At 36.8% G+C, this 22709-nt stretch carries 20 protein-coding genes and 1 pseudogene; 6 read left to right on the plus strand and 15 right to left on the minus strand.

Annotated features, from left to right (window positions below; all coding sequences use genetic code 11):
- Positions 1-242: hypothetical protein (locus AAKU52_RS13025; protein WP_354334162.1), on the minus strand; the 242-nt coding region annotated here is incomplete at its 3' end.
- Positions 243-439: 197 nt separating this feature from the next.
- Positions 440-1489, minus strand: a complete 1050-nt coding sequence (locus tag AAKU52_RS13030; protein ID WP_354334164.1) for a hypothetical protein — start codon at positions 1487-1489, stop codon at positions 440-442.
- 626 nt (positions 1490-2115) lie between these two features.
- Here AAKU52_RS13030 and AAKU52_RS17540 point away from each other — a divergent pair.
- Positions 2116-2439 (plus strand): annotated as a pseudogene (locus tag AAKU52_RS17540) (TonB-dependent receptor plug domain-containing protein); the annotation flags it as partial.
- A 66-nt stretch (positions 2440-2505) separates the two neighbouring features.
- On the plus strand, positions 2506-4179 hold the full coding sequence (locus AAKU52_RS13035; protein ID WP_502931031.1) for a TonB-dependent receptor family protein: 1674 nt from the start codon (positions 2506-2508) through the stop codon (positions 4177-4179).
- A gap of 18 nt (positions 4180-4197) precedes the next feature.
- Here the strand turns inward: AAKU52_RS13035 and AAKU52_RS13040 are convergent, their stop codons facing one another.
- The gene (locus AAKU52_RS13040) at positions 4198-4407 is read right to left on the minus strand and encodes a hypothetical protein (RefSeq protein ID WP_354334168.1); all 210 of its coding nucleotides are present in this window, start codon (positions 4405-4407) and stop codon (positions 4198-4200) included.
- A gap of 93 nt (positions 4408-4500) precedes the next feature.
- On the opposite strand from AAKU52_RS13040, the gene AAKU52_RS13045 reads away from it, so the two are divergent.
- Positions 4501-4899, plus strand: a complete 399-nt coding sequence (locus AAKU52_RS13045; protein WP_354334170.1) for a Dabb family protein — start codon at positions 4501-4503, stop codon at positions 4897-4899.
- 146 nt (positions 4900-5045) lie between these two features.
- A complete protein-coding gene (locus AAKU52_RS13050; RefSeq protein WP_354334172.1) occupies positions 5046-5831 on the plus strand; it encodes an NIPSNAP family protein in 786 nt (261 codons plus the stop codon).
- A gap of 116 nt (positions 5832-5947) precedes the next feature.
- Here AAKU52_RS13050 and selD read toward each other — a convergent pair whose 3' ends face one another.
- The 8 genes from selD to AAKU52_RS13090 all read right to left on the minus strand — a co-directional run bounded on the left by selD (position 5948) and on the right by AAKU52_RS13090 (position 17014).
- Positions 5948-6997 (minus strand): selenide, water dikinase SelD, encoded by a 1050-nt coding sequence (selD, locus tag AAKU52_RS13055; protein WP_354334174.1) that lies wholly within the window; start codon positions 6995-6997, stop codon positions 5948-5950.
- 10 nt (positions 6998-7007) lie between these two features.
- Positions 7008-8042, minus strand: coding sequence for a tRNA 2-selenouridine(34) synthase MnmH (gene mnmH, locus AAKU52_RS13060; RefSeq protein ID WP_354334176.1), 1035 nt, complete (start codon positions 8040-8042; stop codon positions 7008-7010).
- 107 nt (positions 8043-8149) lie between these two features.
- Positions 8150-9079, minus strand: a complete 930-nt coding sequence (locus AAKU52_RS13065; protein ID WP_354334178.1) for a glycerophosphodiester phosphodiesterase family protein — start codon at positions 9077-9079, stop codon at positions 8150-8152.
- 87 nt (positions 9080-9166) lie between these two features.
- Positions 9167-9622: a DsrE family protein gene (locus tag AAKU52_RS13070; RefSeq protein WP_354334180.1), complete on the minus strand. Its 456-nt coding sequence runs from the start codon at positions 9620-9622 to the stop codon at positions 9167-9169.
- A gap of 13 nt (positions 9623-9635) precedes the next feature.
- Complete coding sequence (locus AAKU52_RS13075; RefSeq protein WP_354334183.1) at positions 9636-10535, minus strand: c-type cytochrome; 900 nt, start codon at positions 10533-10535, stop codon at positions 9636-9638.
- Between the two features lie 262 nt (positions 10536-10797).
- On the minus strand, positions 10798-12003 hold the full coding sequence (locus AAKU52_RS13080; RefSeq protein ID WP_354334185.1) for an NAD(P)/FAD-dependent oxidoreductase: 1206 nt from the start codon (positions 12001-12003) through the stop codon (positions 10798-10800).
- An 802-nt stretch (positions 12004-12805) separates the two neighbouring features.
- A complete protein-coding gene (mgtA, locus tag AAKU52_RS13085) occupies positions 12806-15340 on the minus strand; it encodes a magnesium-translocating P-type ATPase (RefSeq protein WP_354334187.1) in 2535 nt (844 codons plus the stop codon).
- A 36-nt stretch (positions 15341-15376) separates the two neighbouring features.
- Positions 15377-17014, minus strand: a complete 1638-nt coding sequence (locus tag AAKU52_RS13090) for a L,D-transpeptidase family protein (protein WP_354334189.1) — start codon at positions 17012-17014, stop codon at positions 15377-15379.
- Between the two features lie 134 nt (positions 17015-17148).
- Between AAKU52_RS13090 and AAKU52_RS13095 the strand changes: the two genes are divergently transcribed.
- Positions 17149-18243, plus strand: coding sequence for a baeRF3 domain-containing protein (locus tag AAKU52_RS13095; RefSeq protein ID WP_354334191.1), 1095 nt, complete (start codon positions 17149-17151; stop codon positions 18241-18243).
- 338 nt (positions 18244-18581) lie between these two features.
- Positions 18582-19445: a universal stress protein gene (locus AAKU52_RS13100; protein ID WP_354334193.1), complete on the plus strand. Its 864-nt coding sequence runs from the start codon at positions 18582-18584 to the stop codon at positions 19443-19445.
- A gap of 67 nt (positions 19446-19512) precedes the next feature.
- Here AAKU52_RS13100 and AAKU52_RS13105 read toward each other — a convergent pair whose 3' ends face one another.
- The 4 genes from AAKU52_RS13105 to AAKU52_RS13120 form a co-directional block, all read right to left on the minus strand.
- On the minus strand, positions 19513-19962 hold the full coding sequence (locus tag AAKU52_RS13105) for a DinB family protein (RefSeq protein WP_354334195.1): 450 nt from the start codon (positions 19960-19962) through the stop codon (positions 19513-19515).
- Positions 19963-20042: 80 nt separating this feature from the next.
- Positions 20043-20558 carry a hypothetical protein gene (locus AAKU52_RS13110; protein ID WP_354334197.1) on the minus strand — a complete coding sequence of 172 codons (516 nt, stop codon included), beginning with the start codon at positions 20556-20558 and terminating at the stop codon, positions 20043-20045.
- A gap of 108 nt (positions 20559-20666) precedes the next feature.
- Positions 20667-21593, minus strand: coding sequence for a transporter family protein (locus AAKU52_RS13115; protein ID WP_354334199.1), 927 nt, complete (start codon positions 21591-21593; stop codon positions 20667-20669).
- A gap of 69 nt (positions 21594-21662) precedes the next feature.
- Positions 21663-22709: a cytochrome-c peroxidase gene (locus tag AAKU52_RS13120; RefSeq protein WP_354334201.1), complete on the minus strand. Its 1047-nt coding sequence runs from the start codon at positions 22707-22709 to the stop codon at positions 21663-21665.

Consider the following 22709-nt stretch of genomic DNA (forward strand, 5'->3'; position numbering starts at 1 on the left):
CTACTATTCTTTTTCGGGCCTTTTAAAAGCCTGTTTTCTTCCAGTAACCTGCCGATGGTGTGATTAAGCTGCACAATTGTGGCATTTAGATCATGGATCGTCTGACCAAATGAAGTATTCTGATCTGAAATAATCTGGCTTAAGGCAGCGATTTCAGCAGTCTTTACGCTTTCTGCAGCAATACGTGCAAATGACTCCTTTTCGAGCAAATCAACCAGTCTCAGAAAATCTTTATTATCCATTTATTAGCAGTTCCTGTTTTATACAAAAAACCGCTTTTAAAGCCAATAAAGCTAGAAATATCCAATCAAGTTATACAGTGAAATGTGGATAAAACAGCCATTTTATTTGAATTTTGAAACTGCCCCTAAACTAACAACGATTACAAGGGCTGAAAACAGTCAAATCTTTTAAAGTACCTGAGTAGTTACGAATTGTACTATACTTTTTTAAATTTGACTTCATTGTCTTGCTCCCATACGCAAATTATTTTTTTATCTGGTAAAACAATAAACCTTAAGAAGCTTCCTTTACCTATCGTTATTTCATTTTTGTTTTTAAGCGTTACGATCTTGACCATATCTCCGACTTGCATCGCAATTGCTGTATTATTTCCTGTACCGGAAATACTACACGTTCTTCCTTTTCCTATAGTAACTTCGGGCTGACCGAGCTTGCAATAATATACGACTCCCTTTCGCTGCCATGTGGTCTGTACGTCAGAACCACTAATATTAATTCCTCCACCGTCCATCGGACAGCCATTTAACTTCCAGGTACCCATACCTAACTTTTGAGCTGCTGTGAAAGACTGTCCACTGTTCGATGATCGAAGTAAATACAAATCCCTTGAACCGTTTAGCCAGTTTCTAAACATAATAGCAACTTCAGAGCCTTGAACAGAAATGTTTGGCTTGCAGCATTCACATACGTGTTCAGCTGGTGATTGATAAGCCAATATGTTTTTTGACCAAGTTTTTGCATTTGGTATTAGCGAAGAGAAATAAATTTGGTTCTTATTGCCTGTTCTTGTATCTAGCCAAACTGCATAAAAATGATCCTTTTTGTCCGCTGCTATGCTCATCAAACCTTCTGGTGCAGATCCTTTAATATTGTTTATTGTACCCATATCTTTCCAGCTTTTGGCAGAGTGGTTAAGCTGGAACCAATGAATATTGCCGGATTTATCAATAGCAGTAATAACTGAATAGTTACCAGAACTGGCTATTTGAGGCCCTCTGGACATTCCTAAATGCATATTATGTATTTGTGCAACCAAAACTGGTTCCGAAAAAACAATTCCTTTGTCTGTAGAGGTCGAACAAAATATCTTGTCTTCCTGTCCAAATACCACTCGTATTATTCCCCTGTTATCTTCACTGATCTGTGGCTGTTTTCCTTCTGAGATCGTATCTTTTTTTACTTTTGCCCAAGATGCTAGCATCAAAAAAAATACTCCTGATAAAATTGCTAATAGTGCTTTTTTCATGATAAGAATTATAATAATGAGACGTGTTTTTTGGATAGGTCTTCAAATTTAATATTATAAACCATTTGTTCAGAGTTTAACTGTTCTTTTTATATTGTTTTGCTGATTTCCCAAATACACCCTTTAATACCTTTTTTAGGTGGCTTTCATCTATAAAATTCATTTCGATAGCAATCTCTGATATGGTAAGGATGTAATCTTTGATAGCATTACCTGTTTCATTTTTAAATATCTCCTTAAAAAGTGAGGCTCATTCCAATAAGTTAGATGGATTGGATCAACTCCGGTAGAAATAAACATGTTTTTCTTAGTCAAGGCTCTCATTTCAACAAATAATTCGAAATATATTTAAACTTCCTCAACATTCAGCACAGGTTTGAATATTCGAGAAAATATTTATTCATAATCATTCTTAATAATTTGTTTTTTATAAAAAGATCCGGTAGTATTGTGAACTATTCAATTTTAGTCTAAATAAGATGAAGCATTTTTTTACCCTAATAACGGGACTGGTAATAAGTTTTAATGTATCAGGTCAAAAGAAAAACTCCGAAAAACCGTTAAAATTATCTGACAGTAGTAGTATTGCAATGCCCCAGGTGATTATCATTGGCAAAAGAGATGGCATGATCAATAAAGTTCCTGGGTCAGGAAATATTTTGAACCAAAAAGAGATTAAACTTTTTTCACCGGTTAGTTTGAACGAAGTTTTACGTAAAGTTAGTGGCGTAAATGTGGTGGATGAAGAAGGAGCTGGATTAAGAGTTAACATTGGCATCCGTGGTCTGGATCCGGATAGGAGCCGTAATATTTTAATGCTCGAGGATGGAGTTCCTATAGCCCTTGGACCTTACGGAGAACCGGAAATGTATTTCACACCTTCCATTGATAAAATGGCGGGAATTGAAATTCTTAAAGGAAGCGGTCAAATACTTCATGGCCCGCAAACCATCGGCGGAATAGTAAACTTTTTTACAGCAGATCCGCCATTCCGCCAAACAACCCGTATCAAATTAATGGGCGCTAAAAACGGCTACTTTTCAGGTTTTGGAACCTACGGCAACACCATTGGCAAAACAGGATTTATCATTTCTTACCTTCATAAAAGAGCAGATGAGCTGGGTCCTACCCGTTTTAGATTAAATGATCTTTCTGCAAAAATCAAGATCAGCCTGGATTCGAATTCCAGCCTGGGGATAAAACTGGGTTATTACGAGGAAGAATCCAATTCTACCTATCTGGGCTTAACGCAAACTATGTTTGATAAAGGCGATCAGGACTTTATACGTATGTCTGCTTCTGATAAATTACCTATCAAACGTTACTCTGTAAGTGCTACGCACCAATTGCAGATTAATCAGAATATCAGCCTGAAAACAACGGCTTTTGCTTATACCACAAGCCGCAATTGGCAGCGTCAGGACTTTTCTTTTAATTCAGCTGCCGCTAATCAAACAGGCATTATCTGGGGTGATCCTGGTATATCAAACGGTGCGGTTTATATGATCAATTCTACTGGTAACCGTAACCGCCAGTTTGTTGTGGCTGGCCTGGAGCCACGCTTGAGTATAAAACATCGTCTTTTAAATATTGACAATGAACTCGAGACAGGCGCCCGTTTTCTGTATGAAAAAGCTGACGAACAATTTATAATAGGGAAAGATGCAAGTTCGTCAGAGGGAACTATGCGTGATAAAGAGCTGCGAACAGGCAATGCATTCAGTGCCTATATTCAGAACAAATTTAACATTACTTCTAAACTCTCAGTAAGCGGCGGTATGAGAATCGAAAACTTTGATTACGAACGCCAGATCCTTCGTGGAAGATACCGAATCAATAATGTTAATAATGTAATCAGGGATACCAGCATTATTGCCAGTGATAACACCTTTGCTATTATTCCTGGTGCCGGACTTACCTTTGCAGCCAGCGATAATATTAATTTATTTGCAGGAGTACATAAAGGATTTGCACCTCCAAGAATTAAAGATGCCATAACATCCAATGGCGTTCCTTACAACCTCGATGCGGAATTAAGTACAAATTATGAATTGGGAACCCGCATGCATTTCGGAAATTTTGCAAGCGCAGAATTAACCGGTTTTATTTTGAATTTCCAAAACCAGATCATCCCGGTTTCCAATTCATCAGGTAATCTTAATTCCACCGGAGTTGTAAATGGCGGACAAACCTTACACAAAGGCATTGAGGCAGCCTTTAAAATTGATTTGGGTGAGATCTCAGGCTCCAGGCATTCATTCACTGTTGAATCTAATATTACTTTACAGAAGTCTGAATATAATAATGACCGCTTTATTCCGGTGAAAGGCCAGACAGTTAATGTCAAAAACAACCAACTTCCCTATTCAGCAAAGCTGATGGTGTGGAATGCCATAGGAATGGATTTGCAAAATGGCTTCGGATTCAGAGTATCCGGAAATTACATAAGCGCCCAGTTTACAGATGAATTAAACACAGAACTAGCCTCAGCGAATGGGAGAACCGGAAAAATAGACAGTCGCTTTGTGGTAGATGCGAACGCCTTTTACAACATTCCAAAAACTAAAGCTGCTTTTAATGTGGCGGTAAAAAACCTTACAAACCAGCGATATATTACTACCAGGCGACCTGAAGGTATTCGTGTAAGCTTACCCCGAATGCTTACAGCAGGTTTCGAAGTGAATTTTTAATAGATCATCATAACAATTTTAATTCATCCCGTTCTTTAGCCTTGATTGTTCACCGGGTTCATTATTATGCGCGTTCCTGGCCACAACGGCCATTCTCTTAGGTGATAACTTTTTAAGCTTATACAGGAAAGTGGTTTTACCGGTGCCGGCCTTACCTGTCAGAAAGATATTTTTGTCGGTAAATTGTACAAAATCAAAAGCCAGATCCAGCAGGGAATTTTGTTCCATAATGAATGCTTTTGGAAGGTTGGATGTGCTGAAAAACTAATGTTTAAAATTCTAAAATTATTATTAGATTAGCAATCTAAAATTATTTACTGTATGAAGAAAATTATTATTTACCTTTTTATCTCATTCACAAGCCTGCTTATGTTAACCAAATCCACCAATGCACAAAACACAACAACTTCCAAGCAGTTGTTAAGACATGTTGTGTTGTTTAAATTTAAAGACGATTCAAAACCTGCGGATATTAAAAACGTTGAAAATGCTTTCCGTAGTTTATCCGACAAGATTAGTTTGATAAAAGATTTTGAATGGGGAACAAATAATAGTCCTGAAAAACTGAACCAGGGCTTAACGCATTGCTTTTTTGTAACCTTCAATAAGGAGAAGCACAGGGATGATTATTTAGTTCATTCGGCACACAAAGCATTTGTTGAAATATTAAAACCGCATTTAGACAAAGTAACAGTTATTGATTATTGGGCTGAAAAGTAAATGACGCTGCTATAATGCTTTTTAAAGAGTGCCATTCAGCTTAAAGGATTAAGGGAATCCTGAAAGCCGACTTCCAGTTTTTTTATAAATTCTCATAAATAGCTAATTAATTAAATTCTAATTTTATACAAAAAAATTTATTAAGCATGAAATTCAAAATTATTCCAGTGCTTCTATTAACAGTCATGTCAGGATTTTCTTCCCGTCTTTTCAGTCAATCGAAGAATTCATATTTTTATGAAATAAAGGTTTATCATTTAGCCAATCAGGAGAAGGAAGCTATTGTAGATGACTATCTAAAAAAGGCATTTTTACCTGCCTTAAATCGTAATGGAGTAAAAGCGGTGGGCGTTTTTAAACCCATTGGAAATGATACTTCGCAGGACAGACGTATTTATGTTTTAATTCCATTTAAATCTGCAAAGCAATATGCTGATATGAGCGATCGATTGGAAAAAGATCAGCAGCATGCCGAAAGTGGAAAACTTTATCTGGATGCAGCATATAATAAAGCGCCATATATAAGAATGGAATCGATTTTTATTAAAGCATTCGCTAATATGCCAAATCTTCAGATCCCTGCATTAAAGAATGAACCTCAGAAAAGAGTCTATGAATTACGTAGTTATGAAGGACCAACGGAGAAAGGCTATTTAAGAAAAGTTCATATGTTTAACCAGGGCGGAGAGATCAGCTTATTTAAACGTCTTGGTTTTAATGCTGTATTTTATGGCAGCGTAATATCTGGAAGCCGAATGCCGAATTTAATGTACATGACATCCTTTGAAGATATAGCCTCCCGGGAGAAGCATTGGGATGCTTTTAGAACGGACGCTGAATGGAAAAAACTTTCTGCTATGGATTTTTATAAGAATACCGTTTCAAAAAGCGATATTATTCTCCTGCATCCTACAGAATATTCGGGTATATAATATAAAACCTTGATTTCATACTTTCTGATTTTATTAAAGCAAATTTCGGTAAACTTAGCAAGATGACTGTTTGCAAAGCCCTGAAGATTGTATGCAAATCAAGGTTATGGTAACTATTAAATCACTTTAATAACATTTTCACTATTCGCTTCTTCCAACCAGCCAAATGGCACGAGATGCTTCTCCGTTAAGCCCTGTTCTTTAAGAATCCGCTCAAATTCTGCTGTACCCTCAGCGGTCACTGCCACTAATAACCCACCACTGGTTTGCGGATCTGCCAGAATGAATCTTTGCTCATCGGTCAGCGTACTCACTTTATGACCATAACTATTCCAATTACGTTGCGTTCCGCCCGGATAACAATTTTGACTTAGGTAATTTGGCAAAGAGGCAATTACCGGAACTTTATCAAATTCAATCACGGCCGACAACCCACTTCCATCACACATTTCAGCCAGATGCCCCAGCAATCCAAACCCGGTAACGTCAGTCATCGCCATTACAGTCTCCAACTTACCAAATACTTCGCCCAATTTATTTAAAGTTACCATACTTTTTAGTGCAACAGCGGCATCCTCAGGAAGTAAAACACCTTTCTTTTGTGCGGTAGATAAAATACCTACTCCTAATGCTTTGGTTAAATACAATCGGCAGCCAGCAGTAGCTGTTGAATTTTGTTTTAAATCTTTAATAGCAACAAGCCCATTTACAGATAAACCAAACACAGGCTCAGGACAATCAATACTATGACCTCCAGCAAGTGTAATACCTGCTTCTGCACAAATGGACCTCGCTCCATCCAAAACCCTTTGTGCTATTTCTGGTGCCAGTTTTTCAATTGGCCAGCCTAGTATTGCGATAGCCATAACAGGCTTTCCACCCATAGCGTAAACGTCACTAATGGCATTGGCTGATGCAATTCTGCCAAAATCATAAGCATCATCCACAATCGGCATAAAAAAATCTGTCGTAGAAATTAATCCTGATCCATTACCCAGGTCGAATACCGCAGCATCATCCCTTTTATCATTCCCAACCAATAAACGTGGGTCGATAACAGAAGGGACATTGCTATGTAAAATAGTGTCAAGTATAGCAGGACTGATTTTACAGCCGCATCCTGCGCCGTGTGAGTATTGGGTAAGTTTTATATCTTTCAATTCCATTTTTATTAATTTATTTTAAGTTGGCTCCAACTACTGAATCCAAAATCCGGATAGCATTCGAGACTACCTCTTTACTATTTATAGGTATAGTAAGCACATTTTCTTTATCTCGCTTGCTTAAGCCATTGTTATACGTCTTATCATAATACACCAAAACGATGCGAATAAAGTCAGCCATTCTATCCTCACTTATTGCTGCTATGGCATTTTTAGTTTCTTGGGGGCCCAATCGCTTCCATATTCGCTCTGTACAAGCGATCAGGAAATCCTTATCTAGAGCACCATATTCTTTACAGAGTAATTCAACCCTTTGCTCAATAGGAACATCAATGTTGATTAACTTAGCACTCCTCATCTGTTCCCAGAAAGACTTCGGTATGCATCTTTTACCTATAGTCAGACTTTCATCTTCCACCCAGATGCGGCGATGTTCATCAAGGCCCTTTAACTGAAAAGCTAAGTTATTCTCAAATTGCTCTTGCGTAGGTTGCACCATGCTATTCATTGTGCCATAAGATGATCCCTGATGCTGGGCTAGATCTTCAAGATCAATTTGCTGTTCATCCAACAGTTTAAACTGTTGGAGCAATTTTGTTTTACCAGAGCCAGTCATCCCGCCCAATATGGTCAACTCATAAGTTTTTTCAAATTGTTCAATAGTCCAACTGCGATAACTCTTATATCCACCCTCGATCAAATAAACTTCGAATCCATATAAATCAAGCGCCCAAGCCATTGCACCACTTCTCATGCCCCCACGCCAGCAATGAACCGCAATTATCTTAGCAGGTGCAATTTCTAAAGCCTGTTTAATAAAACCAGACCATTTGTTACCTGTCAGATCAAAACCTAACAAAATAGCCTGCTCTCTTCCTATTTGTTTGTAGGTAGTACCCACTTGAACGCGTTCCTCATTGCTAAATATGGGAATGTTAAAAGCGCCTGGCACTTTCCCCTGTTCGAACTCTGCAGGGGTTCTGACATCAATTAAAGGAATAAAGTTAGGCAGACCGATAAAGTCGTTAATGGTAATAGATTTGATCATTATCTTTATTTGGTGCAAAGATGCAAAAATCACATTAAAAAAATGTTCTTCAGCAAAATGAACCAACTTTAAGCACTTAAAAAAACTCGTTTAGGATTTTTAAAGAATTATTTCTCCTTACTCCAGAATTTAAATTTGGAACTCCGCTGAGGAATAAATTCTTTAACAGCTGCTGCAGCCTGAATGGGCAAATCAGACTCAAGTATGTCTGCGCCATGACGCATAATAGTTTTATATGCAGCCGTCCTTTCTGCAGCATCCTTAGATTTATCATAAGATGAAGCAGCAGAAATCATACACATCACTCCTTTTGCATGAAGCAGCTTTAATACCTCAAGGTTTTCTGGTGTTGGTTTTGCACCAATGTATGCAATCATACTGTTCCAGGGGATACCCGCCCTTTCATATTCATAATATGTCTTTTTGTTAAGGATAAATGCAGAAAACATTCTGTTTGGATTATCCTGAAGGTAAAACTTTGCTTCTTCGGGCTGATGAACAGTTAGCATAATCACATCATTACCACTTTCCTTTAGCAATTTAGCTGTTTTTTCTAAAGGCACATCTTTATGATCAAGATTCAAAATAGTCTTACCTTTACTCCATAAAATAGCCTCTTTCAACAACGGAATTTTAAAATCGGTAACATTACCTTCTGGGTCTTTCAACCTGAACTTTTGCAATTCTTCCCAAGTATAATCCGAAACTTTGCCTTTTCCAGTAGTCGTTCTATCAAGCGTCTCATCATGCATTAAAACAATTACACTATCTTTTGTGAGACGTGGATCTATTTCAAAAAAGGCTGGCGTATAACGAAGGGTGTTTTCAAAAGTTGCTATGCAATTTTCCGGAAACCCTATGGTAGTACCACCCCTATGCCCACTAATAAGTGGTAAGTCTTTACCCTTATAGTAAAAATATTGACGAAGCTGTTTTGCGTTTTTTATTTTTAATTTATGAACGCTTGTTTGTGCACTTACGTGCTGAATAAATCCAATGATGACTACTAAAATAAGGGCAGTAAATTTTAATTTCATTTTTATAATATGTTAATGAAGCAATTAATTTATTGCTATTTACCAATTTTAAAGTTAGCTCTTCATTATCATATCATTCAAATAATGTTACGGATGTACAACAGACCAGCCTTGCTGCTGCCGGATAATAATCTCCCCATTTCCACTCGGCACAAAACTAATAAAATCAAATAATTCACTCTTTTCTATCTTTCTTTCCCTTAAGGTATTTTCGCATTGCGCCAGCAATACTCCTTTTTCCTTTAGCGCCTGAAGTGGCTCCTGGTATTTTCCAGATTTGCTGTATACAGCCACACCATCCCCAAATACAATGAGTTCAACTTCAAGTTTTCCTTTAAGCCTAGGGTCTTCCAGGGCATTCTTGATGTTTCTAAGTGTCCCACTGATCTTTTTATCATCGCCACTGTTCAATACGTATAAAGCTTTATAATGTTTTTTATTTGCTTTTGCTCCCGTAAAAGTAGCTGGGGCAGTTTGAGCTACAGCAGGTTTTATAAAAAAAAGCAACACAAATGCGGTTAATAATAGAGAATAGTTCTTCATTAGAATATATTGTTTAAAATGGTGATAAAGCTATCATAAAATTTGATTTCTTTTTTTTTTCAATAGGCTTAAATGGGCCATATTTATGTTGTTTCTCATTAAATTCATCTTGATAAAGACCAAATGGAAAATCTATTGGTTTTGTTGATAAAACCTTATAATCGCCATACTGATCTTTATGTGGCCTGGGCTGGGAGTTAACATACGCAGCAACATTCCATGCCTCTTCATCTGTAAGCTGCGTATTCTGATAACTGGCGCCAAGAGGCATGTTATTTTTCACAAATCCAGAGAAATTTCTTAAACGATACATGCCAGCACCATCATTATAACTACCACTACCCCATAACGGAGGAATTGTGCTGTTATTCTCATGACAGCTCTTACATTTTGCAATATAAACAATCTTCCCCTTTATTGGATCTGCGGCATAATCCAGGTAAGGCAGCTTTTCTACAGATGGTGCCTTTAATTTCGATGATTTTACCAAATCCTTAGCCACCCATTCCAAATAAGCCAATATCGCTTTCATTTCTTTGCTGTCTTCCTTAAGGGCTATTCCATTCAAACTACGCTCAAAGCATTCATTAATTCTTTCACTTGCCTGTTCAACCCTCCCGCTCCTATTGCTCAGTTTAGGATAGCTAAAAAAAAATACCGAAAAATTATTTGCATAAGGTTTTGTCCCTGCATCCAAGTGGCAATTCTGGCAATTCATTCCATTACTAATTTGTGCCACGCTACCCTTCGGCCCTAAATATAATGAAGTGTGTACAATAAGTTCCCTCCCATAGCTGATCATTTCCCCATTGTTTCTCAATGGTATTGTAGTCGTAACATTGCTCTTTAAATCCGTAGGCCTTTCTTTATTTTCCTTTCGGTTCTGAGTAATCACCGCTATGACTATCATCATCAGAATAATTATAAATAAATAAATAACATAACTAGAAAACCTCAATTTGGTTTTACCTTCTATTTTTTCATTCTCCTGACCTTCCATTTTTCCTGAAGCATTTTGGCATCGTTAATATTATTTCGTCTATTTTTCATCAGTTTAATTATGTCTTTAACGGTGATGAAGCTATCATATGCTTCTATTCAATGCTATTTGTAAACTGTAAGCTTATGATGGTTTCATCTAATCCTGATTTAAGCAATAAAAAGCGAACTATACCCTATAATTTTCCTTTTAATATTTTATTCCAATATAACCAAGGCAAAACCTTTTTCTTCAGAAGCCACATGCTATATCTTTCTTTTGCCTGGTTAAAAGGAAAGGTTTCCATGGGCTTGTTATTATAATCGAATTCTGCTAACACCAATTTTCCGTAACCAGTAATCAGCGGACAAGAGCCATAGCCGTTATAAACCTCATTCATTTTCACCCCCTCCATTAAGTGCAATAAATTCTTTACCAGCACTGGTGCTTGCTTGCGAATTGCTGCCCCAGTTTTGGAATTTGGAGTGCTCCCTGCATCTCCACAACCGAAAACATTTTTGTATCGGTTATGTTGAAGGGTATCTTTATTTAAATCTACCCAACCTAAAGGATTATCTTTTACCGAAAGCGGACTATTTTTAATAAAATCAGGTGCAGATTGGGGCGGTGTAATATGGATCATATCAAAAGACTGCGAAACACGGATTATTTCTTCATTCGCATTTTTTGTTTCAAAATAAGCTAGCTTTAAATCCCCGTCAATCGCTACAAGATTATGGCTAAAGTGTGTATGTATACCATATCTGGCAACGACCTTATTAAGTGTATCCGCATATTTTTTTACCCCAAATATAGACGTGCCTCCACTATAAAAATGAACCTCAGTGTTATCCTGAAACCCATGTTTCCTGAGGTAATCAGCGCTGAGGTACATAATCTTCTGCGGTGCACCACCACATTTTATAGGGGTATTAGGGTTTGTGAAAATTGCCCTTCCAGATTTTAAATTTTTAAGTGTTTCCCAAGTGTAAGGAGCCTGATTAAATAAGTAATTACTACAAACTCCATTTTTACCCAATGTTTCTTTCAGTCCTTTTATCTTATCCCAATCCAGTTGTATACCGGGAGCAACAATCAAATAGTCATAATTAATGACATTGCCACTTTTACAAGTTAAAGAGTTGTTCTCAGGCTGGAAGGTGGTAACACTGTCTTGTATCCAATCGGCATTCTTCGGAATAACATCAGCTTCATTCCTAACCGTTTTCTGTATATCAAATACACCACCACCAACCAATGTCCAGGCTGGCTGATAATAATGTTTGTCTGAAGGGTCAATAATCCCAATGTCTAATTTACGGCTTTTAAGGAGCAGCTGTGCTGCAATAGAAATACCTGCATTCCCTCCTCCAACTATTAAGATTTGATAATGTGTTTTCATAATTTATGGGATTAGCTATGTATCGAATGTTTGATAACAGTTTAATTTTGGTTTAAACAAACTTAACTAATCTTGGTTTTTTTCTATGTAACCTAAGTCACACTACAGTGAATCAAGGTCAAATAAATGCTTAATCATACTTAGCTGCTGTTTTCATGATTACAATTACAAACTATGGTGCTATTCCTGATTCGTAGTGAGTCAACAGTGAGTCAAGGGTGAGTCAACAGTGAGTCAACCTTTTATCGAAGAAACCCTTGACTCACCCTTGACCGAAAGCGCAGTCAGTGTTAACTCATTAACTTAGTACAGTAGAGGTTTTGAAGCTGTAGGTTTTTGTATAAAAATAACCCAATGGGTATGGGTAGCCAAAAAGTTAAAAAACGATAGATTAAGGTTAAAATTAAGGCGGCATGAATAGGCAAGGTTAATATTGTAAAATATCGCTGCAGGCGAGAAAACCGGCTCAATTTATGCAAAATGTAACCAACTGTTTTTTTATTGCTTAGCATAACCATCACCAGAAACAAAAAGAAGTAAAATATAAACCCGATGATGGCGACATAATTAAGTATAGGGTTATTTTTAACCCTTTCGAAAATATACCAATTATAGAAAACAAGCAACAGCAGTAATTGAAAACATAACCATTACCGCTAAGGCCACCGGTATTTTCTAGCTTACGGATATAATGTAGCGCAAAATAAAAGACCAGCATAGATAAATCATAAAAGGCTATTCTTGATGCGCTAAATAAATGATGCTTTTTTGCTGCTATCATAATTTAACTGTTTCACCCCAATTATTTAGACCACTTTTTATAAAACCAGCGTTTAAGTAACTCTGCTGAAATAATATAACCTATAATAAGAAGTATCATCCAGCCATAAAATACCAGCGGTAATTTGACAAAACCGAACCAATCGGCAATTGGGGTATATGGGATTAAGAGCACCACTACTAAAATAAATATGGTAGCTAAAGACAAGTAGTTGCTGGGTAAACTTTTAAAGAATGGCAGGCGTGTACGCACCACAAGAACGATCAAACTTGCTGAAATTACTGATTCTGTAAACCAGCCTGTTTGAAAAACCTGCTCATCAGCATGAAGAACATGCAATAAAATAACGAAAGTTAAATAATCAAAAACAGAACTTAACAAACCAAAAGCCATCATAAACCGCTTAATAAAACCGAGGTTCCATCGTTGCGGAGCCTGTATATTTACCTCGTCAACCCTATCTGTAGCAATTGCCATCTCTGGAAAATCTGTTAATAAATTAGTTAGCAGGATTTGTTTGGGCAATAAAGGTAAGAAAGGCAGAAATAAAGAAGCTCCGGCCATACTGAACATGTTGCCGAAATTAGCACTTGTAGCCATAAAAATATATTTCATGGTATTGGTAAAAGTTCTACGTCCTTCTATAATACCTTTTGCCAGCACATCCAAATCACGGCTTAACAATACAATATCGGCTGCCTGCTTTGCTACATCAACAGCAGTATCAACGGAGATACCTACATCTGCTACATGAAGGGCAGGCGCATCATTGATCCCATCACCCATAAAACCAACCACATGACCGGCCTTTTTCAACATGTTAATGATCCTTTCTTTTTGATTAGGTTCTACCTCTGCAAAAAGGTCTGTTTTTGGGGCTTTATGCAGTAATGCTGCATTACTCATTTTTTGAATCATTGCCCCCGTAAGCACCTTCGGTGCTGCAATACCGATCTCAATAGCGAGACTAGTGGCAACTAGCGCATTATCTCCAGTTATAATTTTTAATTGTACACCAAGCTGATTTAGCTTTGTTATCGTTGCGGCCACGTTGGCTTTAGGAGGGTCATACAGTGTAATAAAACCCAAAAAGATCATTTCTTTCTCCTCATCCCTTGTAAAATCCTCTCCGTTATTCCATGGTTTATAGGCAACCCCGAGCGTACGAAACCCTAAATCGCTGAATTTCCTGTAGCATTCATCAATAGAGTCCAGGTGGCTTTTATCCAGACTTTGCAATTGCCCATCTTCTAATTCCACCTGATTGCAGATGGAAATGACATTATTTAAAGCCCCCTTTGTGATGGCGATGCTTTCTTTCGAACTTTTAACCTGTACAGTCAATCGTTTACGGATAAAATCGTATGGAACCTCTGATTGAATATTAAAGGTATTTACAGGTCCTTTAAAGCTCCTGCAAATTGCCTCATCAATAGGATTATGGAAGCCTTGCTGCATAGACGCATTTAGCCAGGCATATTCCAGCACCTTTTCATTGTGTTTACCATTAATAGCTAAAGTATCTTTCAGGTTAACCTTTCCTTGGGTAATGGTACCTGTTTTATCAGAACACAATATGTTCATGCTGCCAAGGTTTTCTATTGCGGATAAACGTTTAACAATTACCTGCTGACTGGCCATTCGCTTTGCACCCGTGGCTAAATTTACACTTACAATAGCTGGCAGCAGTTGTGGTGTTAAGCCGACAGCAAGTGCAAGAGAAAACAAAAAAGAATCGAGAACAGGCTTATGCAATAACACGTTAATGGCAAAAACAATTAATACCAGCAACATGGTAATTTCCATCAGCAAATATCCAAAACGACGGATACCTTTTTCAAAATCTGTTTCATTATTTCTGGATTGAAGTTCCAAGGATATTTTACCAAATTCTGTTTGCTTACCTGTCTGAACAATCAATACCGTAGCCTTTCCACTAATCACATGAGAGCCCATAAACAAAGCATTGTATCTTTTTGCCAATGGCGTTTGTATGGGTAATACGGCACACTTTTTCTCCACAGGAAAAGTTTCTCCGGTAAATGCGGCCTCGTCAACAAATAATTCATGAGATTCCATTAATAAGGCATCACCAGGAACTATATCTCCCGCCGAGAGCAATACAATATCTCCGGGAACAATAGATTCCAATTGGAGATCTTGCTTTTGTCCGTCTCTTAAAACAGTGCAATGCAGTCTTACTAATTTCAATAATTCCTTTACTGCATTGGCAGCGCCCATTTCTTGCCAAAAGCCTAAAAAACTGCTGAGCAATACAATGGATAAAATAATGAGGGTATCGGGCACATCACCCAAAACGGCAGATAACAATGCCGCAGCTATTAAAAGTATATTAATAGGGCCTTTAAACTGCGACAGGAAAAGCACAAACCTGGAAACATTAGCTGTGTCTTTTACGGTGTTTAAACCATATTCTTTTAGTCGTAAATTGGCTTCTTTGCCACTCAAACCATTTAAACTGGTTCCAAGTTTAGTCAAAGTATCCTGTTGGCTTAAATGCCAGAAGTTTGGGTTTTGGAAAAGTTGATTTTTCATGAAGCATTCCTAAAAGTAGGCTACCCTTTTTTTTCCTTAATATTTACCCTTACCAGATATAATCATATCGGCAAGCCGTTTATCCAAATCATAAATATCATTCCTGAAATTCAACTGATGGTTACGATCCGTAAAAGCAGTCAAATAAGCAATGTAAACAGGAACTTTCTCTTTTAAAGTAACCGTACTTTCTACGCCAGCATGCATAGCGCTGTCTATTCTATTGGCATCCCATTCCGTTTGGTTTTTAAGCAAGAAATTGGCCAGTTTAACCGGTTCGTTAACCCGAATACAACCATGACTAAAAGCCCTGGTTGACTCGCCAAACAAGGACTTGGACGGGGTGTCGTGCAAATAGATATTATAACTATTAGGAAAAAGAAATTTAACTAATCCCAATGAGTTTTCAGGACCAGGTTTTTGCCTTATTATGGGTAAGCCGTCTCTGTAACCTGTAATTTCCATGTCGTGCTTCGCTAAATAATTTTGATCTTTCCGCATTGCTGGAATAATCTCCTTGCGTAAAATTCCATTTGGCACATTCCAGTAAGGACTAAAAACAACATATTTAATTTCTCCGTAAAAAACCGTTGTTTGATGAACGGTTTTTCCAACAACCACCTTACAGCTCCACAATAAACTTTCGCCGTTGTAAACATGCAACTTGAACTCTGGAATATTTACCGCCAGGTATTTCCTGTCCAAATTAATTGGAAGCCATCTGCTTCGCTCCATATTCACCAATATTTGTTTTATTCTGTTTTCCAATGGCACATTGAGCTGTTCCAAAGTCTTTTTTGCGAACACCCCATCAATTTCCAAGCCATGGCGCCCCTGAAACAGTTCTACAGCATCGAGTAATTCATCAGAAAAAACAGTACTCAAGGTATCCCCTTTATAATCATTTAATTGATATAACCGTTTTTTAATCAGACTGATTACCGCTGCGCTATCGCCTAATTTATAGCTTTTCTTAGGCATAGCAATTGGTTTCCATTCTTCCTTAATATCCAGATCCCGATATTTCTGCAACCAACCTCTTAACAATTCGTATTGGCGATTAACCGGTTCACGTATCGATCCAACAGGTTCTGGGCTTTTCAAAAGACTGTCCAGGTACTGCTCATAATTCACTTTTTTTCTGGGCAAATACCACCCAGTCGATTTACTGGCCCCACTACTCATTCCCTGCCATGCAACTTTTGAAAAAACAAAATACTGTGCCGTGAGCATAAGTTCCAATTCCAGGTTTGGCTGTTTACTTTTAGTGGGCACATTATAAATTAAGGAGTCCAATTCTTTTTTATACGGTGTGTTGCTATAAATTCCTTCCGTTTCAAGGTTTAGTATCCTGTTTGCCAGGTTCCCTGCATATTCAACTAACCTTCCATCATCAAACCAGGCATAAGCATAATTTCTACTCTTGTAAAAGCGCCTGATTTCGCTTGTAGAAGTTTTAAACGTGGGATAGGTCAATAGAAAAGAATCAATTTTAGTACTATCAAAAACAGTTTTGGACTGTGCGCTAAAATTCCCAGGAATAGTTTGATTCCAATCTTTAACTACAGCATCAATTACAACCATTTTTTTCTTTGCTTGTTGGTTACAACTGCTCAGTAAAGGGTTAATGAACAAAAACACGAGTAAGAAGTACTTTAAAATAGGAGACGGCATAGTGCGGACAATTTAGAGTGTAATTAAGTAAAATAAACAGAATAAAGAAATGAGAACAATCAATATATAATATGATTAAGATCAATGTTATACACCATATTTAAGGTTAACTTAGGATACCTAATCATTGTTTTATGAACACTAATTTAAGCCCGGAAATAAAAGAAGTTATAGCAGCACTTCATTACAGGCCTGCAGTTTCTATCTTAATGCCATTAGAAGCTAAAATCAGTTTAAAAACCGAGCTCAATCATGCTTTAAAAATAGCTTCAGATAAGGTTGAGCGTGCCTTATTAAATGATTTCCCAAATGAGATATGTGAGCAAATAATGCAAAGACTTGCTGAGCTGATTAAAGAAATTGATTTCGATACCACAAAAAAAAGTATCGCAATTTATGTTTCACTAGTTTTTCAGAAAGTTTACTACCTTGATGTACCTGTGGAAGAAAAAATTATTGTCGATGAGTCCTTTGAAATCCGCGACCTCATTTACAGTAAAAAACAACAACACAGCTTTCTATTACTATTTTTAAGCGGAAAGCAAAGTCGGATGTTCCTGACCGACTTTAAAACACTTACCCGTCTAAAGGCCAACATACCAGAAGATTTAACTGAATATGAAGAATCGCCAGGAGAGATAGTCAATTTTTCGGATATGACTAATTATAAGCAAACCATGGTTGACAATTTTCTGTTACAGATGGATAAAGAACTTCATACTGTTCTTCACGACCACCCCTTGCCAGTTATTGTTTTAGGTAATGAAAAAATATTGGGCCATTTTAAGAAGTCTAGCGAAAATGTCAAATCTATTATAGCTTATGTAGATGGCAGTTATGACAATGCAACAATTCCTCAGCTAAAAGAACTGCTGCAACCATATCTTGATGCCTGGGAAACAGACAACGACAAGGAGGTGCTGAACCAGTTAGATGCAGCTGCGGGTAAAAACCAATTGGCAATAGGCATAAAAGAGGTTTGGAAGGAAGCAATGAACCAACCAGGAAAACTTCTAGTGGTAGAAAAAAACTTTAAATATCCTGCTCAAAGAGGCAGTTCGCCAGAGGCTATAGAGGAATTAGTTGAGCCTTATAACCAATTCTCTTACATCAGAGATGCTGTAGATGATGTGATCGAAAAAATATTACTAAATGGTGGTGATGTGGAATTTACAGCTCCTGAAGTTTTAAAAGAATATAGCCACATTGCTTTGATAAAATATTTTTAACTATGGTTAGTGTGTCGGTTTGTTATTAATAATCTACTTAAGGTAAACAAACAAGCATCTTTGACTTTTGGATTCGTACAGTTAGAAAGCTTTACTGCAGTTTCTTTGATATAGGTTAGCATTATAGGATCATTCACATTAAGAACTCTCATTTGTTCCTGATCTACAATTTCTTCAAATTTTGTAACATGCTAATCTATAAAACCTTGATACTTTTGTAAAGCATTTTTTAGCTGAAAAGAGCTTGCTTTATCGATCCAATGTATTAAGCTGTTCTTTAATTTTATTTGAGCACAGAATTACGGAGTGTTTCATCACCATTAAAAACATAATTAATAATGAAAACCATCGTTGTATTAATTGACCCATCACATTCAAGCGCTCCTGTAGGAGACTACTGCTTATTATTGGCTTCGAAACTCCGAGCGAATATTCTTTTATTTAGCACCTATTTACTCCTTCCAGAGACGGCTATTTATTCGGGCGCTCCATGGATTGATCAGGGAACATCAATTTGGAAAGCCGATACAAAAGAAAAACTACAAAAAACAGCCACAAAATTAACATCAAATTATAATAAATTGTATCCTGATGGTTTTAAACTAACTATACATATACAACTTGCTGAAGGGAATGTTGGTACCTGCGTTGCAGACCTCATCAAAAATAAAAAAATAGAATTAGTAATGATGGGTGCAAAATCTGGCAGCACTATTGATCATATACTGTTGGGAAGTGATACACGTTCGGTTATCAATCATAGTCTCCGTCCTATTTTAATCATTCCTCAGGATATTTCATTAAGAAAAATGGACCGAATAACCTTCGCCTCTAATTTTGATTTGAATGAAATTAAAGGTATTACTTACCTGGTTAAATTAGCAAGGCTATTCGATTTCCATATGGAAATAATTCATGTGAGGGAAATTGGTGAAAAAGATCAATTACAACCTGACCAAGTAAAAAGTTTTATGGACCAGGTAGAAAATTTAAAATACCCGAAGATAAACCATCAATTTATTAGAGGAAAAGAAATTGTACCGCGGCTCAACCGGTTTTGTAAAGAGACCAGCTCTGATATGCTCGCACTTGTACATTATCAAAGCAATTTTCTGAAAAGACTTTTAACGAAAAGCACAACAAAAACAGCCTTGTCTAATCAAAAAATTCCTTTACTCGTTTACCCATCGAAAATGGAATAAGTCATTTAGAGAGAGGTCATCTCATAAGTAAAATCAACATTTGAGATGACCTCTTGAATACGATAAATCAGCTATATTTCAAAATGAGTGTCAACTGTCCTGCGTGATATGCAGTGTGAGAAATTATCCTTCCAATTGCTTCAGCTTTTGTTTTTGCACCAAACTCATTGGTGATGATGGTTTGCTGCCAATCTTGATCGCTTTGCATTTCAATAATCGCTTTCAAACTATCGTAAGCAAACTGCTGGTATTCTAATAACTCTTCGAGGTTTGTCCATTCGCCGGTATCGTGTTGCGCAATTAAAGTTTTAGCGGAAACTTTAACTTCATTTGCACCAAATACATTTTTAGCAAACAATAATTCAACATCACCAATATGACGAATAAGAAACCCTGCGCTATTTTTAGTATTCACCAACTTCTTTTTTAAATCTTCAGCAGTAATAGCTATCAATAAATTAATAAACCTTGTCCTTGCTTCTGTGAAGGTTTGAAGATAACTTTTTGTGATTGTCATGATTTAATATTTTATTTAAATATATTATATAATACCTGCTTTGAGACTACCTGTATACATTAAATAGTAAAGAAAAATAGTTATAAATGCTTACTGTGGTTATGAGGAACTTCTTTCTCCACTTCGACAGAATTTAAATTAAACTTTTTCAAGTAGGCATTTGATTCCTTAAGCAATTCTTCATAAAAATGATCTAGATTAGCTACTTTAACCATCTCTCCTTTAAAATAGGTTACAGCCTGAGCATTTGATTTACCTTCAATGTCAGCTTGGAATTCATGCATCCAATCCATCATCATTTCATCTGCCTGACTTAGTTTTTCGACCAGCTTAACAATTTGTACTTTTTCTTGAAGGGTATCAATCTCCGGATGCAACTGTTTTAATTGTTTTAATTTACTCTTTGACAGGGTATCTAATATCATTTTATTTTTTATTGCGCGCTCTCCATCCACCATAATCTTGTCGTGAAGATCCATCACTTCCTGACGAACTGCTTTATAATTAGGCTCATTTTGGCAAGAGACCATAAGTAATATCCCTAATAGGAGGAAATAAAAATTGTTGAATTTGTATTTAAATAATAAATTTTTCATAAGTATATTTTTATTGTTGACAAGCTATCCTAAGCTTCTATTCATTGTTTTTTATAATTTGTAAGCTTATGATGAATTCATACTAAGCTTTTTTAGGTTTCCAAATAGTTAAAAGGCAAAAGAGGTATGGATCATAAATCGGTTTCCAGCATGTGCTCTTCTACCTGCCAAATCCTGTGACATCACATTTTGATAATTTGCGCCAAAAGACACCTTTTCCATAGACAGTTCGACGCCAGTCACACCAGAAAAGGAATGACCACCAGAAACATCTACCACATATTTCTTACTTTCCATATCTTTCTTTGCTGTTTCATATAAAACACCAATATTTGGAGCAATAGTAAACAGGTTAGCCACTCGAAATTTATGATAAACCAAAACGTTTGATGTAAATTTATTACCATACCTATAGTCATACTTATTCTCCGTATTCATTTTGTAATTTACATTAATATTCATTCCTAGATCCTGATAACGCACATCATAAGCCGCATTCAAGGTAAAATCTGTACTTGCTGTACCTAACTGAAAATTATTGGGAGACTCCTGTATCGAAAGTCGCTCAGTTGGTGAATATTTACCTGTAGGCACTTTAATCCCTCCTCCAATGTAAAGGGATTGTATCAGTAATTTTTCCCCTACCGTTCCTTTTTGCTCAAATACTTTATAGTATCCCATTAAAGCGATATCCCCCAAGCCATTTTTTGCAGCATTTCCACTCTGACTTTCCCTTGCATTAAAATTATAAGGTATAAATGCCAGCACCCTAAACCGGCTGCCTATATTCCATCCGCCCCAAAGTTCTGCACTTTGGTAAGTCTCATCAGCTGTAATTGGCGTTCGCTCGCCTCCAGGACCAAGATGTGTACTTAAAGTTTTATGTTGGTAGCGAAGTCCAATAAATCTTTTGTTAAATTCGGGTAAAATCCCAAGATAATAACTTCCCACACCACAACCACAAATATCACAGGCACGTGTAGCTGATATGGAAATCATTAAGAGTAAAAAGGTGATAATTACTTTTATTTTCATTGTTATATAATTATTTTTTGAAAGGTGATGAGGCTAACATAAGTTAATGATAGTTTCAGGTTATAATTTTTATTGTTCAGACAACAAGGTGTTTTTAATAAACTCGGTGTCATTTAAAGTTGACAAAAAAGCCGCCAGTTTTACTTTTTCCACTTCAGGTAAAGTTATCCCAGGTTTATTTTCCTGATTTAATAATGGATCTAAATTTCGGGTAGGTTGAACTTCCGCATTGTAATGCTCCAGTACCGCCGCCAGACTTAAAAACCTTCCGTCATGCATAAAGGGCGCCGTATATTGGAGATTCCTTAAAGACGGAACCTTAAACGTATACAGGTCTGTTTCTTTAAGTGTAGCCGTATATAAACCTTTGTCATTAACCGGACTTATGCCTAAGCCATTATTACGGAAAGATCCATCTGTAAATAAAGGCTCGGAGTGACAGGAAGCACATTTCTGCTTAAATAAAACATAGCCTTCCTGCTCTTCAGCTGTGAATACTGCTCCACCCTCCTTTCGCATTACTTTATCATATTTTGCATTACTGCTGACACACATTAGCATAAATTGCGATAAGGCCTTCATAAATTTAGCCGTGGTAATATTTTCTGATCCATAGGCACTTTTAAACAGCTCCAAATATTTTGGTAGTTTGCTTAACTTATTCATTACATTCTTCAGGTTTTCATCCATTTCCTCATGTGTTGTTATAGGCACAATTGGTTGAAGATCCAAATCATAGATTCCACCGCCCCACATGAAAGATTTATTCCAGGCAAGGTTCATAATAGGTGGTGAATTGCGGGTACCTAAACGGTCGTCTATACCATGACTTACATCATGTCCATGCTGTGTAAAAGCAGCTGACTGAATATGACAGGAACCACAGGATATCGTATTATCCCTGGAAAGCCTGGGTTCATAAAACAAGGCTCGACCTAATTCAAAACCTTCCTGAGTAATAGGATTATTAGCGAAATTATAGTCAGGTTCAGGAAAATTTCCTGGTTTTTGAAAACCAAGGAAAGTATCTATCTGTTCTTTTATGGAACTATCCTTTTTACAAGCCAGAATGAAAAGGCCGAACAAGGCTAGTACAATACCGTGTTTTTTGCGCAT

The sequence above is a fragment of the Pedobacter sp. CG_S7 genome (assembly GCF_040544395.1).
Classification (GTDB): domain Bacteria; phylum Bacteroidota; class Bacteroidia; order Sphingobacteriales; family Sphingobacteriaceae; genus Pedobacter.